General features: G+C 67.8%; 15 protein-coding genes. 12 read left to right on the forward strand and 3 right to left on the reverse strand.

What is annotated here, in order from left to right; translation table 11 throughout:
* The first annotated feature begins 19 nt into the window (after positions 1-19).
* Both B2W22_RS12030 and B2W22_RS12035 read left to right on the forward strand, forming a co-directional pair.
* Complete coding sequence (locus tag B2W22_RS12030; RefSeq protein ID WP_286937829.1) at positions 20-469, forward strand: GNAT family N-acetyltransferase; 450 nt, start codon at positions 20-22, stop codon at positions 467-469.
* Entirely contained in the window at positions 466-930 is a 465-nt protein-coding gene (locus tag B2W22_RS12035; protein ID WP_175124967.1) for an HIT family protein, read from the forward strand. Before B2W22_RS12030 ends, B2W22_RS12035 begins: the two co-directional genes overlap by 4 nt.
* Before the next feature lie 22 nt (positions 931-952).
* Here B2W22_RS12035 and B2W22_RS12040 read toward each other — a convergent pair whose 3' ends face one another.
* Positions 953-2131 carry a glycosyltransferase gene (locus tag B2W22_RS12040; RefSeq protein WP_175125000.1) on the reverse strand — a complete coding sequence of 393 codons (1179 nt, stop codon included), beginning with the start codon at positions 2129-2131 and terminating at the stop codon, positions 953-955.
* A 259-nt stretch (positions 2132-2390) separates the two neighbouring features.
* On the opposite strand from B2W22_RS12040, the gene B2W22_RS12045 reads away from it, so the two are divergent.
* The 5 genes from B2W22_RS12045 to B2W22_RS12065 all read left to right on the forward strand — a co-directional run bounded on the left by B2W22_RS12045 (position 2391) and on the right by B2W22_RS12065 (position 7740).
* Entirely contained in the window at positions 2391-2780 is a 390-nt protein-coding gene (locus B2W22_RS12045) for a DUF488 domain-containing protein (protein ID WP_175124966.1), read from the forward strand.
* 113 nt (positions 2781-2893) lie between these two features.
* On the forward strand, positions 2894-3556 hold the full coding sequence (gene tenA, locus B2W22_RS12050; protein ID WP_175124965.1) for a thiaminase II: 663 nt from the start codon (positions 2894-2896) through the stop codon (positions 3554-3556).
* A 67-nt stretch (positions 3557-3623) separates the two neighbouring features.
* The gene (locus tag B2W22_RS12055) at positions 3624-4388 is read left to right on the forward strand and encodes a uracil-DNA glycosylase (RefSeq protein ID WP_175124964.1); all 765 of its coding nucleotides are present in this window, start codon (positions 3624-3626) and stop codon (positions 4386-4388) included.
* A gap of 276 nt (positions 4389-4664) precedes the next feature.
* Positions 4665-6464 (forward strand): DEAD/DEAH box helicase, encoded by a 1800-nt coding sequence (locus B2W22_RS12060; protein ID WP_175124963.1) that lies wholly within the window; start codon positions 4665-4667, stop codon positions 6462-6464.
* 88 nt (positions 6465-6552) lie between these two features.
* The gene (locus tag B2W22_RS12065; RefSeq protein ID WP_175186168.1) at positions 6553-7740 is read left to right on the forward strand and encodes a class I SAM-dependent methyltransferase; all 1188 of its coding nucleotides are present in this window, start codon (positions 6553-6555) and stop codon (positions 7738-7740) included.
* 125 nt (positions 7741-7865) lie between these two features.
* On the opposite strand, the gene B2W22_RS12070 is transcribed toward B2W22_RS12065, so the two are convergent.
* Positions 7866-8975 (reverse strand): CCA tRNA nucleotidyltransferase, encoded by a 1110-nt coding sequence (locus B2W22_RS12070; protein ID WP_286937833.1) that lies wholly within the window; start codon positions 8973-8975, stop codon positions 7866-7868.
* On the reverse strand, positions 8972-11110 hold the full coding sequence (locus tag B2W22_RS12075; protein ID WP_414631959.1) for a lytic transglycosylase domain-containing protein: 2139 nt from the start codon (positions 11108-11110) through the stop codon (positions 8972-8974). The genes B2W22_RS12070 and B2W22_RS12075 overlap by 4 nt, the downstream gene beginning before the upstream one ends.
* Positions 11111-11179: 69 nt before the next feature.
* Here B2W22_RS12075 and B2W22_RS12080 point away from each other — a divergent pair, with 69 nt between their 5' ends.
* The 5 genes from B2W22_RS12080 to B2W22_RS12100 all read left to right on the forward strand — a co-directional run bounded on the left by B2W22_RS12080 (position 11180) and on the right by B2W22_RS12100 (position 16346).
* Complete coding sequence (locus B2W22_RS12080) at positions 11180-11854, forward strand: 5-formyltetrahydrofolate cyclo-ligase (RefSeq protein WP_175124960.1); 675 nt, start codon at positions 11180-11182, stop codon at positions 11852-11854.
* A 312-nt stretch (positions 11855-12166) separates the two neighbouring features.
* A complete protein-coding gene (locus B2W22_RS12085; RefSeq protein ID WP_175124959.1) occupies positions 12167-13597 on the forward strand; it encodes a circularly permuted type 2 ATP-grasp protein in 1431 nt (476 codons plus the stop codon).
* 2 nt (positions 13598-13599) lie between these two features.
* Positions 13600-14574 (forward strand): alpha-E domain-containing protein, encoded by a 975-nt coding sequence (locus B2W22_RS12090; RefSeq protein WP_286937835.1) that lies wholly within the window; start codon positions 13600-13602, stop codon positions 14572-14574.
* Between the two features lie 13 nt (positions 14575-14587).
* The gene (locus B2W22_RS12095) at positions 14588-15391 is read left to right on the forward strand and encodes a transglutaminase family protein (protein ID WP_175124957.1); all 804 of its coding nucleotides are present in this window, start codon (positions 14588-14590) and stop codon (positions 15389-15391) included.
* Positions 15392-15482: 91 nt separating this feature from the next.
* Complete coding sequence (locus tag B2W22_RS12100; protein WP_175124956.1) at positions 15483-16346, forward strand: proteasome-type protease; 864 nt, start codon at positions 15483-15485, stop codon at positions 16344-16346.
* The last annotated feature ends 35 nt before the right edge of the window (positions 16347-16381 follow it).

Genomic DNA, 16381 nt, shown 5'->3' on the forward strand with positions numbered 1-16381 from the left:
CCCCAGGAGGCCTTGCGCCATGAGTACCGCAGAAATCCGTCCCATCGTCGCCACCGACTTCGACGCCTGGCTGCCCCTGTGGAAGGGCTACCAGGACTTCTACCGCGTCAGCATCGACGACGCCGTCACGCGCAACACCTGGGCGCGCTTCCTGGACCCCGCCGAGCCCATGCACGCGGCGCTGGTCTATGAAAGCGGCCGCGCTGTCGACATGGTGCACTGGATCTTCCATCGCTCCACCTGGACCGCCGGCGACTACTGCTACCTGCAGGACCTTTATGTGGACCAGGACGCGCGCGGCACGGGCGCGGGCCGCAAGTTGATCGAACACGTCTACGCCGAAGCCGCCGCGGCCAACTGCGCCCGCGTCTATTGGCTGACACACGAAACCAACGCGACCGCCATGCAGCTCTACGACCGGATTGCCGACCGTTCCGGCTTCATCCAGTACCGCAAGGTGATGGCTTGAGCGCGCGCGATCCCAACTGTCCGCTGTGCCAGGAAGACGGCGGCACGCTGCTGTGGCGCGGGCCGCACCTGCGCATCATCGAGGTCGACGACGCCGACTATCCAGGCTTCACGCGCGTGATCTGGAACGGTCACCTGGCCGAGATGACCAGCCTGTCCACGCATGGCCGCGACCTGCTGATGCGGGCGGTGTATGTGGTGGAGGAAACGCAGCAGGCGATCCTGACGCCGGACAAGATCAACCTGGCGTCGCTGGGCAACATGGTGCCGCACCTGCATTGGCACGTGATCCCGCGCTGGCGCGGCGACCGGCATTTTCCGGATCCGATCTGGGCAGCGCCGCGCATCGCGCCGGGCGCTGAGCCGGATTCCTGGAAGGACCGGCAGGCGCAGGTGCAAGCGCTGCTGCCTCGCTACCGCGACCGGCTGGTGGAAGCCATGAATGCGTTGCTATGGCATTGAGCCTGCATGGGCGTTGAGGCAGTCAGGGCAATGAGCCGCCAGGCGCCACGGATGCAGGCCCGCGCCGCTCCCCCAGCCAGCGTGCGTACGCCGATTCGACCAACTGCGCGGCACGATCCGCGCTGAACAGACCCTGCCCGCGGATGAATTCGCGGCCCGCCTCGCCCATGCGGCGTCTGCGTTCGGGATCGGCCAGCAGGCTTTCCAGCGCCGCGGCCAGCGCAGCCGGGTCTCGCGGCGGCACCAGTAGCCCGGTCACGCCGGCCTGCATGGTTTCCGGCACGCCGCCCACGTCGGTGCCGATCACCGGCACCCCCATGGCGGCGGCCTCGACGAACGCCGTGCCAAAGGCTTCGCGGTGGGTCGGCAACGCAAACACGTCGAACGCCTGCAATACGTTGCCGATGTCATGACGCCGGCCCAGGAAGTGCACGCGCGATGCGAGGCCCAGGGATTGCACCTGCGCCTTCAGGCGCTCGAACACCGGCATGCCATCTCCGGCCAGCACCAGGTGGGCATGCGGAAACGTGGCCACAACCTGGTGGAAGGCGTCGATCAGGTCCGCGTGCCCCTTTTCCGCACGCATCACGGCCACGCAACCCACCACGAGGGCATCGTCAGGCAGCCCGAGTTCTTGCCGGACAGAGCCCTGGCCATCGCTTTCGGGCAGGACGATCGGGGAATGGATGGTGGCGATGGACTGGGGCGCCGCGCCGCCATCCAGCAGCTGGCGGTGCACGTGCCGGCTCACCGCGATGACGCGGTGGGCCAGCCACGTATAGGCGTACAGCGAGTTGATCGGCTTGGCCAGGTGGCGGGTGCGCACAATGAGCGGCGTGCGCGCCAGGCGCGCGCCCATCGCGGCCCGCACCGTGTCGCTGCGGCTGTGGGTGTTGACTACGTCGAACCGGCCACGAGCCGCCACGCGCCGCACGAATGCCACGCTGCGCATGAAATTCACAGGGCCGTCCATGTTGATGGTGTGCACGGTGAACCCGGCGTCGCGCAGGCGCTGCGTCAGTTCGGCGTGCGGCTGGCACACGGCTTCCAGGTGATGGCCGCGCTCGCGCATGGCGACCATCTCCTTATAGATGCAGAATTCCTGTCCGCCGAACGCCGTAGCCGCCTCCGTATGCAGAATGCGCAGGCGGCCGGCGGTAACGGGCGAGGGATGCAGGTCTGAAGGGTTGCGTGGCGGCATGACGGCGAAGGGCGCCAGGCGGCCTGGCGAAGCCACGACAGAATCGTGGGTTCAAAAAAGGCCGACGGCGTCGGCCTGTAATAGGGTTGTTACATAGAGGTTAAGTGAATGTAATCGACAACCCGCTGGCGCGACAAGCCGGTCGGATTCGCGGTGCTGCGCGCCGCCGGTGCGCCGCGTCAAACTTCCAGTACGCCGTGATCCGGCGCGTCGCGGGCGTTGCAGTAGACTGGCCGCACCGTCAGTTGCAGGAGCCGGCATGAAATCGTCCAACATCATCGTGCAGCGTGTCTATGAAGGCACCGGTCCGGAAGGTCACTACCTCGCCCTGGTCGACCGCATGTGGCCACGCGGACTGCGCCGCGCAGACCTTGGCCTGGACGAATGGGCCCGCGACATCGCCCCCAGCGCCGAACTGTGCAAATGGTTCAGCCACATCGAGGACCGCTGGGATGACTTCCGCGCCAAGTATCTGGCTGAACTCGCCACCCCAGCGCAGCAATCGCGCATGGCGGCGTTGCTGGACGCCGCGGGGGATCGCCCCCTGACCTTGCTTTTCGGTGCGCGCAATACCGAGCACAACCAGGCGGTGGTGTTGCGCGACGCGCTTCTCGACTACGCCCGACAACACCGCAAACGCGCAGCCTGAACCAGCCGTCCCCGCGCCGCGATCCGCCTGCGCTTCCGTCTTTACCCCCTTTACCCTTATGCCCCGCCGATGGCGCGCGCCACGCGCGCCCGAGCCTATCCCAGAGGAATTCCATGTCTTTCAGTTCCGATGCCTGGACCCGCAACGCCGCGCTCTATGAGAAGACGCGCGACATGCCGTTCAACCGCGAGTTGGCCAGCGGCCAGCTCGCCGAGGACGCGTTCAAGCACTACATGATCCAGGACGCGCACTATCTGGTGGCGTTCGGACGCGCGCTCGCCATCGCCGCCGCCAAGGCCGACGATGCCGACGGCGTGGTGCAGTTTGCCGAGGCCGCCAAGGGCGCCGTCGTCGCCGAGCGCAGCCTGCACGCCGGGTTCATGCAGCAGTTCGGCATCGACGCCGCTACCTTCGAAGCCACGCCGCTGACGCCGGCGAGCCATCACTACACCAGCTTCCTGATTGCCACCGCCTGGAGCGCGCCCTATCCGGTCGTCCTGGCCGCCCTGCTGCCCTGCTTCTGGATCTACGCCGAAATCGGGCGCGACATCCACGCACGCGCCGTGCGGCCCAATCCGTATGCGGCCTGGATCGACACCTACGCCGGCGACGATTTCCACGCGCTGGTCCGCGCCGTGACCGCCACCGTGGATCGTGCGGCGGATACAACGTCGCCGCAGACCCTGGCCGCGATGCACCAGGCCTACACGCACGCCGCCCAGCTTGAATGGATGTTCTGGGATTCGGCGCACCGTCAGGCTGGCTGGCCAGTCTGATTGGGAAGGCGGTCTGATCGCACAAGCGGGCCGATCCGGCTGACCGGGCTGTGCCAAAATCGCGCCCATGCCGATCGACAACCGCCTCACATCCAACGCCCTGGCCGCCCAGGCCGCGCAACTGCCTGCCGCGTGGCAGGCCGCCTTGTCCGCCGACCCTGCCGTCGCCGCCGCGCTGGCTGCCGCCACCGCCCATGTGGAGGCGCGCCTCGCACAAGGCGCCGTGGTGTACCCCGCCACGCCCTTCCGCGCGCTGCATGGCCTGGCGCCGTCGGACGTGTGCGTCGTGATCCTGGGCCAGGATCCCTACCATGGCCCCGGCCAGGCGCAGGGCCTGGCGTTTTCGGTGCCGGACGATTGCAAGCGCCCGCCCAGCCTGCGCAATATCTTCAACGAGATTGCGCGCGACTATCCGGCGCTGAGCGTCCCGGCGGGCAACGATCTGAGCCCCTGGGCCGACCAAGGTGTGCTTCTGCTAAACACGGCACTCACGGTCGAAGACGGCCAGCCCGCCTCGCACGCGAAACGCGGCTGGGAAACGGTGACGGATGCGCTGATCGCGCACGTGGCACGTGATCCCTCGCCCAAGGTCTTCATGCTGTGGGGCGCCCACGCGCAGGCCAAGCGGCTGTTGCTTCCGCCCGACAGTGGTCATCTCGTCCTGATGTCCAACCATCCATCTCCGCTATCCGCCCGCCGGCCGCCCGTGCCCTTCCTCGGATGCGGCCATTTCCGGGCCACCAACACCTGGCTGCAGGACCAAGGGAAAAACCCTATTGATTGGGGACTGGACAAAAAAATAATTCCATTGCAGGGCGAATTCGGGTTATGATCGCCGCACTGCACAAAACGAGTTCGGCATTTACCGCCTTGATTTAGCGGAATTTTTTGCAGACTGCCGGGAAGCCTATCCCCGGCCTCATGCCGAACTATCATCGATTCCTGACCCCTTTCCTTTCGCCCTGCGTTCCATCAGTACAAGAGAACGCGCCACGCGCATGGTTGATCCGGTCGGCACGATGCTCCATCAACCGTCGCCTGGATCCGGCCGCCTAATCCCCTGGCCCGACCAAGCACTGCGTCGCATTGATTGCGGCAAGGGAAAGTAATGTCTTTCGATACCCTGGGTCTCGCGCCCGCCCTGTTGTCGGCCGTTCAAGAAGCTGGCTTCACCACCCCCACCTCCGTTCAAGCCGCCGCCATTCCGCAAGCACTGGCCGGCCATGACCTGATGGTGTCCTCGCAGACCGGCAGCGGCAAGACCGCCGCCTTCATGCTGCCCGCCCTGCACCGCATCGCCCAGATGCCCGCCAACAAGGGCGTCGGCGTGCAAGTGCTGGTGCTGACCCCGACCCGCGAACTGGCCCTGCAAGTCACGGAAGCCACCGCCACCTACGGCCGCAAGCTGGCCGACCTGCGCACCGCGACCGTCGTGGGCGGCATGCCCTACGGCGCGCAACTGAAGGCGCTGTCGCGCCGCGTTGACGTGCTGGTCGCCACCCCGGGCCGCCTGATCGACCACCTGCAATCCGGCCGCGTCAAGCTGAACACCGTGCACACGCTGGTGCTGGACGAAGCCGATCGCATGCTGGACATGGGCTTCATTGAAGATATCGAGACCATCGTCGAGCGCCTGCCCGAAGGCCGCCAGACGCTGCTGTTCTCGGCCACGCTGGACGGCACCGTCGCCAAGCTGGCCTCGCGCATGATGCGCGAGCCGCAGCGCATCGAGATCGCCGGCGCCAAGGAAAAGCACACCAACATCACGCAAAGCCTGCTGTACGCGGACGATGCCAGCCACAAGATGCAATTGCTGGATCACGTGCTGCGCGACGCCTCGCTGGATCAAGCCATCGTCTTCACGTCGACCAAGCGCGGCGCGGACGACCTGGCCGACCGCCTGGCCGACCAAGGCTTTGCCGCCGCTGCCCTGCACGGCGACATGAACCAGCGCCAACGCACCCGCACGCTGTCGCAACTGCAACGCGGCCAGCTGCGCATCCTGGTCGCCACCGACGTGGCTGCCCGTGGCATCGACGTGCAAGGCATCAGCCACGCCGTCAACTTCGACCTGCCGATGCAGGCCGAAGACTACGTGCACCGCATCGGCCGCACGGGCCGCGCCGGCCGCAACGGTCTGGCCTTCACGCTGGCTACGCACTCCGAGCGCCACAAGGTCCGCCGCATCGAGCACTACATCGGCCAGTCCATCACCCCTGAAGTGATCGCCGGCCTGGAACCCAAGCGCACGCCGCGTCCGTCCACGGGTGGCGGCGGCGGTGGCAAGCCGTATGGCAAGCCTTTCGGCAAGCGTCCCGGCGGTTTCGGCGGTTCGCGCCATTCGGGCGGCTTTGCAGGTAACCGCGACGGCGCGCCGCGCGATGGCGCACCGCGTGAAGGCCGTTCGTTCGGCGGCCCGCGTGGCGAGTTCAAGCCGCGCGACGGCGGCTACCAAGGCAACCGTTCGTTCGACGACCGCCCGTTTGGCGACCGCCCGCAGCGTTCCTTCGGTGACCGTCCCAGCTTCGGCGATCGTCCCCAGCGCGAAGGCGGCTACCAGGGCAATCGTCCCTTCGGCGACCGTCCTCAGCGTGAAGGCGGCTTCCGCGGCGGCGACCGCGATTCGCGTCCCAGCTTCGGCGACCGTCCCAGCTATGGCGACCGTCCGCAGCGCGATGCCCGCCCGTTCAGCGAGCGTGCCCCGCGTGAAGGCGGCTTCCGTGGTGGCGATCGCGACGCGCGCCCCAGCTTTGGCGACCGTCCCAGCTTCGGCGACCGTCCGCAGCGCGAAGGCGGCTTCCGCGGCGGTGACCGCCCCGAAGGCGGTTTCCGTGGCAAGCCCTCGTTCGACAAGCGTCCTGGCGCCCCCGCCAAGCGCTTCGGCAAGTCGAACGATCGCCGCGGCTGATCCCCACGCCTGATTCAAAAAAGCCCCGCGGCCATGCCGTGGGGTTTTTTTTTGGGAAAATGCCGGTTTACCCACGTCTTTGCCGCCCATGCAACGCCCCGCCCCCGCCAATCTGCCCCCCCTTTCCCCCGCCGCACGTGAGCACAGCGACGCTACCGCTGCCCACCTGCGCGCCGCGATCGCGTCCAACGGCGGCTGGCTGCCGTTCGATCACTGGATGGCGGAAGCCTTGTATGCCCCCGGGCTGGGCTATTACGCGGCAGGCAACGTCAAGCTGGCCGATGCTGACGACGGCGGCAAGACGCCAGCCGGCGACTTCGTGACCGCGCCACAGCTCACGCCGCTGTTTGCGCGCACGCTCGCGCGCCAGGCGGCCGAGGTGCTGCGCCAGACCGGCACGCACGACGTGCTGGAGTTCGGCGCCGGCACCGGCGCGCTGGCCGAAGGCGTGCTGCATGAACTGGATGCGCTGGGCCTGGCCGACACGCGCTACTGGATCCTGGAAGTGTCGGCGGACCTGCGCGCCCGCCAGGCCGAACGGCTGGCGCCTTTCGGCGACAGGGTGCAGTGGCTGGATGCGCTACCGAATACGTTTTCGGGCTGCGTGCTGGCCAACGAGGTGCTGGACGCGATGCCCGTGTCGCTCTTTGCCTGGAGCGAAGCCGGTCAGGTGCAGGAACGCGGCGTGACGGTGGATGCGAACGGCGGGTTCACGTGGGAAGATCGGCCGGCCCCGGCGGCCCTGGCCACCGCCGTTGCGGCGCGCATGCCCGCGCTGCCCGGCTATGTGTCCGAAATCAATCTGCAGGGCGAGGCGTGGATCGCCGCGATGGGCAGTTGGCTCGAGCGCGGCGCGGCCTTGCTGGTGGACTATGGCTTTCCGCGCAGCGAGTACTACCATCCGCAGCGCGCGGGCGGCACGCTGATGTGCCACCTGCGCCACCATGCGCATGGCGACCCCTTCACCGCGCCGGGCCTGCAGGACATCACCGCGCACGTGGACTTCACCGCGATGGCGGAAGCCGCCCTTGAGGCGGGCATGCAGGTGCTGGGCTACACCTCGCAGGCCCGCTTTCTGATGAACGCCGGATTGATGGATCTGCTGGCCGGGCTGGACCCGTCCGATGCCCAGGCCTACGCGCAGGCGGTCGCGCCCGTGCAGAAGCTGCTGTCGGAGGCCGAAATGGGCGAGTTGTTCAAGGTGCTGGCCATTGGCCGCGGCATGACGGCGCCGCTGTCCGGGTTTTCACGCGGCGACCGGCTGGGCAAGCTGTAAGTGACGAGTAGTGGCCGACTGCGCTGAGCGGCTGCGGCGAGTAACTGCGGGGAGTAACTGCGACGAGTACTGCAGCAAGCGGCTGCGATGGGCCGCTGCGGCAAGCGCCGCAGCGGCCGGCCGAATCAGCCCGCCTGCAGATCCACCAATTGCGCCAGTCGCGCCTGGCGCACGCTTTCCTTGATGCGCGCCGGCTCGCCCGCGCACGCCTTGGCGATGGCGCCCGCGTCCACGCCGCGCACCGCCGCCACCCGTTCCTGCCAGGCGGGCATATCCACCGCGCGCAACACGGCCGCGGCATCCAGCAATTCAAAAAAGCGTTCCGGTTTGCGCAAGGCATCGGCGCGCTCCATCAGCGCAAGTTGCGCATCGGCGCCGTCCGGCATGCCGTCCAATGCATCGAGCGCGTCCAGCACATCAGGCAGCAACCGCGCATAGTCGTTGCATTCCGTGGGCACGCGCATCCGGCGGCCAAGCGCCTCGCGCTCGGGCGTCAGGCGGCACATCAGCGCGTAGCGGCTTGCCAGCGGCAAGCCCTGCTGCGCGGCGCGGTCGACCTGCGGCCCCACTTCCTCCACGCCCTGCAGCTCGGGCATCACGCGCGCCAGCGCGCCGGATTCGGCTAGCACGCCCAGCATGCGCGAAGGCGTTTGCGCCATCAGGCCGCGCGACAGTTCCTTCCAGACGCGCTCGGCCACCAGCGCATCGGCCTCGCCGGCCGCCACCATGCGCCGGCACAGCGTCATTGTTTCCGGCGCTACGCTGAAATCGCCAAAGCGCGCCGCAAAGCGGGCGAGGCGCAGGATGCGCACGGGGTCTTCCTCGAACGCCTCGCCCACGTGCCGAAAGACGCGGGCGCGCAGGTCGTCGGCGCCGTTCAGCGGGTCGACGAGCTGTCCGTTCTCGTCCTGCGCAATCGCGTTGACCGTGAGGTCGCGGCGGCGCAGGTCTTCCTCCAGCGTGACGTCCGTGCCCGTATAAAAAGTGAAGCCCTTGTAGCCCCGCCCCGACTTGCGTTCGGTGCGCGCCAGCGCGTACTCCTCTTTCGTGCGGGGATGCAGGAAGACGGGAAAATCGCCGCCGACCGGGATGAAGCCGCGGCGCGTCATGTCCTCGGGCGTGGCGCCCACCACGACCCAATCGTGATCGCCAGCCGGCAGGCCCAGCAGCGCGTCGCGCACGGCGCCGCCGACGATGTAGGCGCGCAGGCCCTCGGTGGCCGGGTCCCCCGTCATTGCGCCGCGGCGGTTTCAGTGCCGACCGGCACGATGTTGCCCAGGCGTTCCTTCAGCGATTGCGGCTGGCCGGTGAACATCGCCGCGTAGTACGTGGCGTTGGACATCACGTTCTTGACGTACGTGCGCGTTTCCGTGAACGGGATGGTCTCGGCAAAGATGGCGCCTTCAACCGGATGTGTGAACGTCGAGCGCCAGTTGCGCGGGCGGCCCGGACCGGCGTTGTAGCCCGCGCTGGCCAGCATCTGCGAACCGTTCAGGTCGCGCAGCACGATGTTCAGGTAGTTGGTGCCCAGTTCGGTATTGGTGTCGAAATCATTGACGCTGCCAGGGGTGAAGTCGCTCATGCCGATCTTGCCGGCGACCCACTTGGCCGTGGCGGGCATGAGCTGCATCAGGCCCGAGGCGCCCACATGCGAGCGCGCATCCATGATGAAGCGCGATTCCTGGCGGATCAGCCCGTACACCCACGCCGGATCGAGCGCGATGGCGTTGGCCTTGGCGGTAACGCGGCCCTCGAACGGCGCGATGAAGCGCTGGCTGAAGTCGAATTCCTTTTCCGTGCGGTCCGACGTATTGACCACGCGGTCGTAAATGTTTTCGGCGCGGGCCAGTTCGGCGGCCGCCATGAGCTGACGGTCGTTCATGCCGCGCAGCGTGAAGTTCCATTCAGGCACGGCCTCGGCACGCCAGCCCAGACGGAACAGCAGCACGGCGCGCTGCAGGCCCGGATTGGCGCGCGCCTCGGCGATCTCGCGGTCGCTGATGGGCGCCGGACGCGGCGGCACGTTGATGCGCCGGCCCAGTTCTTCGGCCGCGAGCTGGCCGTAGAAATCGAAGCGGTCGGAGATGCTGGCATAGGCGGCCTGGGCCTTTTCCTTGTGGCCCTGCGCGGCCTGGCCGCGGGCCTTCCAGTACACCCACGCGGTCTCGGCCTGCTGCGAGGCCGGCATCTCGTCGATGGATTCGATGACCCACTTCCAGTCGATCTTGGGCTGACGCAGCGCCGCGCGCACCTTCCAGGCGGCGTTGTATTCCGTCATGCGGATATGGCCGGCCTCGCGGTACCAGTCGTTGGCGCGGCTGTCCAAGCCCAGCGCGGCGGCCAGCGCGTACTGCCCCCGCACCCAGGCCAGGTTCTGCTTGGACATCGACTTGGCCCATTCGCGGCGCAGATAGGAATCGGCGACGCCGACGTCCGACCGCGCCAGGCGGGCCAGCGCGATCGTGACCAGTTCCTTTTCGTTGCGGCCCACCGGCATGCGGTCCTGGCGCGTGAGCCACTTCATGGGGTCCTTCATCAGGACGTCGTAGGTCTTCACGTCGCGCGGCTCGAACATGTACTGCACGAACTTGCGCGCGTCGGTGGTCTTGTTGGCCTCGATGGCGTCGCGCAGCTGCGGTTCAAGCTGCTCCCAGCCCAGGATGCCGTCGGCCACCAGCTGGTCGTACAGCGCCCAGCACGCGCTGCCGGGCGCGAAAACGGCCATCGCCTGCGCGGCGGTGGCGCGCTGGCCGGTCATATGCTTGCCGTCCAAGATGGCGCATTCGATCTGCGCGTTGCTGTTCTTCACGGGCGCCAGCTTGCGCACCGTTTCGAAGTCGCCGCTGCGGGCAGCCGCCAGCAGCCAGTCGCCGCGCAGGCGGTCGGCCAGGTAGGCGTCGCCATTGCTGTTGATGAACTGCTGCAGGGCCGCGACGGGACGGCCCGAGGCGGGCGGCGTCCAGAGCTGGTAGCGCAGCAGCCAGTACTCGGGGTACATGCCCAGCGGATCGCCCTTGGCCTGCGGCACGAGCACGCCCAGAACGGACCACTGCTTGCGGCTCATGGCCTCGCGGGCGGCGACCACGGCGGCCAGCGCGGGGGTTTCGGCAGTAGGCGGCAGGCCTGCCAGCGCCACGGGCGGCACCGCGATCATCGGCTGGGCGGCCTGCACGGCGGGCTGGGGCTGAGGATTGACGGCGGCGCTGCGCTGCTGCGCATCAACGGGCGCACAGGCTGCAGTGAACAGCGCCACTAGCGGGAGAAAGCGGTGCAACCCGCGGTACAGCCCGGAGCGGGCGTCGGCGGCTTGGGACGAGGATTTCTGATACCGTGGTGGCTGCTGGGCGCCTGTCTCTCGACGCACCCGCATGCTGAGCCTACGCAAGTTCGTCTTCAGCATGTTTGCCTTCATCTTCAACCCCCCGGTTACAGCCACAGCATGACTACGCAAAATACTCAAGAGGATACCGCAGTCCAGGAGCGCACGCGATTGCGAAAATTGCGCGCCGACCTGCCGGAAGACCAGCGCAGCCGGGGCGCTTTGCTCATGCGCGCGCGCCTGTTCACGTGGCTGAACGTCGCCCGCGACCAGGCCGTGCAGGCGGGCAATCCGGCCCCCACAACCGTCGCCGCGTTCTGGCCCATGGCCGACGAACCCGATCTGCGCCCCCTGCTGACGCAATGGAGCGAGGCCGGCATGACCGTCGCCCTGCCCGTGGTGCGCGAGCGCAACGCGCCGCTCGCGTTCCTGCCCTGGACACCCGAAGCCGAGCTGCGCGCCGGCCCCTACGGCATCCAGGAGCCCGTGGCCGGTCCCGAACTGCTGCCTGATGTGGTTCTGGTGCCCACCCTCGGTTACACCGAACAGGGCGACCGCCTGGGCTATGGCGGCGGCTACTACGACCGCACGCTCGCCGCCCTGCGCGAACGCGGCTACGCGTTCACCGCCATTGGCATCGCCTGGAGCTGCGGTGAGCTGGAACCGGGATACGTCCCCGCCGCGCACGACGTCCGGCTGGACGCGGTGCTGACCCAGGACGGCTGGGTGCCGCACGCCCCGCTCGAGGAAGGCAAGACAGGCGGATCGGTCCTGCATTCGTATCGGATGAACTGACACGCCGGTCTGCGGGTGCAACCAACGCACCCGTCCGATGCGCCACTCTGACGCACCCGTCGGTGCACCCGGCGACGCACCCGGCGACGCACCAGCCTGACGCATCAGCAGCTTCGCGAGGGCGCACCAGCGTGGTGCGCTTTCCAACGCCCCCGCGCCCGCCGTGGCGCGGCCCGTCCCCCGATCTCCGCGTCGTCCGCCGTGGGGATGGCAATTCCCCCGTCCGCAGCGCATATTGACTCCGTGGCGCCCGCCAGCCGCCAAACCTGGCATGCGGGTTGCTTGTAGCTATGCATCTGCACCGGAGGAGCCATGATGGACAGACCCGCCCGCCCATCCGCCTATGACGAAATGCGCGACGGCGAAAGCCGCATCCGCGCCCACTATCAGGCATTCGAGCGCTGGCACAACGAGCAGTCGGCCGAGGCCATGTCCGTGCGCCGGCTCGAGGCCGACCTGAGCTTTCGCCGGGTCGGCATCACGTTCTCGGTGGCGGGCGACGCCGCCGGCACCGAACGCCTCATCCCTTTCGACCTGATCCCCCGCATCATCCCCGCCGACGAATGGCGGCTCCTGGAAGCGGGCCTGAAGCAGCGCGTGCGCGCGCTGAACCTGTTCATCCGCGACATCTATCACGGTCACGACATCGTGCGCGCCGGCATCGTGCCGGCCGAGCAGGTCTTCCTGAACGCGCAATACCGCCCCGAGATGCAGGACGTCGACGTGGCCGAAGACATCTACTGCCACATCGCCGGCGTGGACATCGTGCGGGCGGGCGCCGGCGAGTTCTATGTGCTGGAGGACAACCTGCGCGTGCCGTCGGGCGTGTCGTACATGCTGGAAAACCGCAAGATGTCGATGCGGCTGATGCCAGACGCCTTCGGCCGCATCAAGGTCGAGCCGGTGGCCCACTACCCGGACCTGCTGCTGGACAACCTGCGCGAGGTCGCGCCCCATGGCGGCGACGACCCCACCGTGGTGGTGCTGACGCCGGGCATGTACAACTCGGCGTACTTCGAGCACGCGTTCCTGGCGCAGCAGATGGGCGTGGAACTGGTCGAAGGCCAGGACCTGTTTGTGGAACAGAACACCGTCTACATGCGCACCACGCGCGGGCCGCGCAAGGTGGACGTGATCTACCGCCGGCTGGACGACGATTTTCTGGATCCGCTGGCGTTTCGCGCCGATTCCGCGCTGGGCGTGCCGGGCCTCTTGTCGGTGTATCGCGCCGGCCGCGTCACGCTGGCCAACGCCATCGGCACCGGCATCGCCGACGACAAATCCACGTACCTGTACGTGCCCGACATGATCCGCTTCTACCTGGGCGAGGAACCCATCCTGTCGAATGTGCCCACCTGGCGCTGCGGCCGGCCGGACGAGCTGTCGCACGTGCTGGCCAACATGCACGAACTGGTGGTCAAGGAAGTGCACGGCGCGGGCGGCTACGGCATGCTGGTCGGGCCGTCCGCCTCGCGCGCCGACGTGGACGCGTTCAGGGACCGCGTACGCGCCAACCCCGGCAACTACATCGCGCAGCCCACGCTGGCGCTGTCGACCACGCCGACCTACGTGGAATCAGGCGTCGCGCCGCGCCACGTGGACCTGCGTCCGTACGTGCTGTGCGGCAAGGAGATCCGCACCGTGCCGGGCGGCCTGTGCCGCGTGGCGCTGACCGAGGGCTCGCTGGTGGTCAACAGCAGCCAGGGCGGCGGCACGAAGGACACCTGGGTGCTGGAGGACTGACCATGCTGAGCCGAACCGCCGACAACCTGTTCTGGATGTGCCGCTACACCGAGCGCGCCGAAAACACCGCCCGCATGCTGGACGTGAACCTGCAGATGTCGCTGCTGCCGCAGGACACGCACACGCGCGAAGGCTCGTGGCTGGGCGTGCTGCGCATTTCCGAGCTGCAGGGCCTGTACCAAAGCAAATACGCCTCCATATCGCCGCACGACGTGCTGCAGTACATGGTGCGCGATCCGGAAAATTCGTCATCGATCTATGCCTGCATGCGCGCCGCTCGCGAAAACGCGCGCGCGGTGCGCGGCAGCCTGACGACCGAAGTCTGGGAAACCTACAACACCACCTGGCTTGAACTCCTCAAGCACCTGCACACCGGCCTGCTGGAGCGCAATCCGGGCGAGTTCTTCGAGTGGGTGAAGTTCCGCTCGCATCTGGCGCGCGGCGTCACGATCGCCACCATGCTGGAAGACGAGGCGCTGTACTTCATGCGCATCGGCATGCATCTGGAACGCGCCGACAACACCGCGCGCATGCTGGACGTGAAGTTCCATGAACGCGGCGGCGCGGGCGCGCAGGACGGCCGTGCGGAACCGGCCGGCGCGGCCGCCTTGCAAAGCGAGTTCTACCGCTGGTCGGCGCTGCTCAGTTCCGTGTCCGGCCTGGAGATCTACCGCAAGGTGTACCGTGATGTCATCACGCCCGACCGCGTGGCCGAACTGCTGATCCTGCATGGCGACATGCCGCGATCGCTGCTGGCCGCGATGCGGGCGGTGGCCGGCGACCTGGCGCGCGTCTCGAATCAGCGCTCCACGGAAACCGAGCGCCGCGCGGGCATGCTATGTGCGGAGCTGCAGTTCGGGCGCGTCGAAGACATACTGGCGAGCGGACTGCACCGCTACCTGGATCGCTTCCTGGACCGCATCAACGACCTGGGCAACCGGATCAGCCAGGACTTCCTGGTGCCGCTGTCGGCCTAACACGGGAGAGGCAATGAAGCAGATCATCACGCACGTCACGCATTACCGCTACACGGCGCCGGTCAACTACAGCATCCAGACCCTGCGCCTGACGCCGCGCGACGACGAGCACCAGCGCGTGCTGCGCTGGCACATCGAGGCTCCGGGCGAACTGGACAAGCAGGTCGACGCCTACGGCAACATCACGCATACGCTGACGCTGAACCAGCCGCACAGCGACATCGAACTGCGCGTCTCCGGCCAGGTGCTGGTGGCGCCGCTGACGCGCGGCGTGCTGGGCAGCGAAGACAGCCGCCTGCCGGTGCACGCCTATTGCGTGCCGACGCGGCTGACGCAGGCGGATGAAACGATTCTGGCCTTTGCGCGGGCAGTGTTGCCGAATGGACTGTCGACGTCGGACGACATCCTGAAACTGGCGGCGGCGATCCACGGACGCGTGGCCTACGTGCCCGGCACCACGGACGTGACGACCGCCGCCGATCAGGTGCTGGCCCTGGGCCTCGGCGTGTGCCAGGACCACGCCCACCTCTTCCTGGCCTGCGTGCGCGGCCTGGCGGTGCCGGCGCGGTACGTCAGCGGTTACCTGTACACCACCGCCGAGCATGCGGCCAGCCACGCGTGGGCGGACGTCTGGCTGCCCGACGTGGGCTGGACCAGCGTGGACATCACCAACAACCAGTTCGCCTCGGAGTGCCATTGCCGGCTGGCGGTGGGCCGGGACTACGACTCGGCCTCGCCCGTGCGCGGCGTGCGCACCGGTGGCGGCGAGGAATCGATGGAGATCAGCGTCCGGGTCCAGGCCGGCGCGCAGCAGTAAGCCCGCAGCAGTAAGCCCGCAGCAGTATGCCGTTACATCCGCCCCGCCGCGCCGCAATACAATGCGTGGTGGTTTTTCCCTCTTTCCGATCATGACCTACTGCGTAGCCGCCCGACTCGACGCCGGCCTGGTGTTTCTCTCCGACTCCCGCACCAATGCGGGCGTCGACCAGATCAGCGTGTTTCGCAAAATGACCGTTTTCGAACTGCCGGGCGAGCGCGTCATGGTCCTGATGACCTCCGGCAATCTGGCGGTCAGCCAGGCCGTGCTGAATGTGCTGACCCGTCAGCGCGAGGAAGGCGCCGACACCCTCTGGAACGCGCCCGACATGTTCGCGGCCACGCGGCTGGTGGGCGCGGCGGTGCGCGAGGTCTACCGAAGCGAGGCCGCCGCCCTGCACGAGCAGGGCGTGGATTTCAACGTCAGCATGATCTTCGGCGGCCAGATCGGCACCGAACAGTGCCGCCTGTTCCAGGTGTATTCGGCGGGCAACTTCATCGAGGCCGGCCAGGAGTGCCCGTATTTCCAGATCGGCGAGGCCAAGTACGGCAAGCCCATCCTGGACCGCGTGCTGCAGCCGGACACCTCGCTGGACGAGGCCGCCAAGTGCGCGCTGATCTCCATGGATTCCACGCTGCGCTCCAATATCTCGGTCGGCGTGCCACTGGACCTGCTTGTGTATAGCGCCAACTCGATGCGCGTGACGCACTTTGCCAGCATCGACGAACACAACGAATACTTCCGCATGATCCGCGGCACCTGGGGTGAACGCCTGCGCCAGGTCTTTGCGGAAATCCCGGATCCGTCGTGGACCAATCCCGACGCCCCCGGCTCACTGGTGCCGCCGTCGCGCGTACACCAGCCGCTGCGCATGGAGCCCGTCAACACCGCCCACGCCCCCTACGTGACGCCGCAGGTGCTGGCCGAAGAGCCGGGCAAGGATCAGCCCAACTGAAACGCGTGACGGGGGCATGGCGCATGGGGGGGCCA

This window comes from Achromobacter sp. UBA4530, from assembly GCF_002388205.1.
Lineage (GTDB): Bacteria > Pseudomonadota > Gammaproteobacteria > Burkholderiales > Burkholderiaceae_B > Achromobacter > Achromobacter animicus.

Excerpts from the sequence above, each read along its gene's own strand:
- B2W22_RS12030 (WP_286937829.1), top strand. The coding sequence starts at position 20 with ATGAGTACCGCAGAAATCCGTCCCATCGTCGCCACCGACTTCGACGCC.
- B2W22_RS12040 (WP_175125000.1), bottom strand. The coding sequence starts at position 2,131 with ATGCCGCCACGCAACCCTTCAGACCTGCATCCCTCGCCCGTTACCGCC.
- B2W22_RS12045 (WP_175124966.1), top strand. The coding sequence starts at position 2,391 with ATGAAATCGTCCAACATCATCGTGCAGCGTGTCTATGAAGGCACCGGT.
- tenA (WP_175124965.1), top strand. The coding sequence starts at position 2,894 with ATGTCTTTCAGTTCCGATGCCTGGACCCGCAACGCCGCGCTCTATGAG.
- B2W22_RS12055 (WP_175124964.1), top strand. The coding sequence starts at position 3,624 with ATGCCGATCGACAACCGCCTCACATCCAACGCCCTGGCCGCCCAGGCC.
- B2W22_RS12060 (WP_175124963.1), top strand. The coding sequence starts at position 4,665 with ATGTCTTTCGATACCCTGGGTCTCGCGCCCGCCCTGTTGTCGGCCGTT.
- B2W22_RS12065 (WP_175186168.1), top strand. The coding sequence starts at position 6,553 with ATGCAACGCCCCGCCCCCGCCAATCTGCCCCCCCTTTCCCCCGCCGCA.
- B2W22_RS12070 (WP_286937833.1), bottom strand. The coding sequence starts at position 8,975 with ATGACGGGGGACCCGGCCACCGAGGGCCTGCGCGCCTACATCGTCGGC.
- B2W22_RS12075 (WP_414631959.1), bottom strand. The coding sequence starts at position 11,110 with ATGCGGGTGCGTCGAGAGACAGGCGCCCAGCAGCCACCACGGTATCAG.
- B2W22_RS12080 (WP_175124960.1), top strand. The coding sequence starts at position 11,180 with ATGACTACGCAAAATACTCAAGAGGATACCGCAGTCCAGGAGCGCACG.
- B2W22_RS12085 (WP_175124959.1), top strand. The coding sequence starts at position 12,167 with ATGATGGACAGACCCGCCCGCCCATCCGCCTATGACGAAATGCGCGAC.
- B2W22_RS12090 (WP_286937835.1), top strand. The coding sequence starts at position 13,600 with ATGCTGAGCCGAACCGCCGACAACCTGTTCTGGATGTGCCGCTACACC.
- B2W22_RS12095 (WP_175124957.1), top strand. The coding sequence starts at position 14,588 with ATGAAGCAGATCATCACGCACGTCACGCATTACCGCTACACGGCGCCG.
- B2W22_RS12100 (WP_175124956.1), top strand. The coding sequence starts at position 15,483 with ATGACCTACTGCGTAGCCGCCCGACTCGACGCCGGCCTGGTGTTTCTC.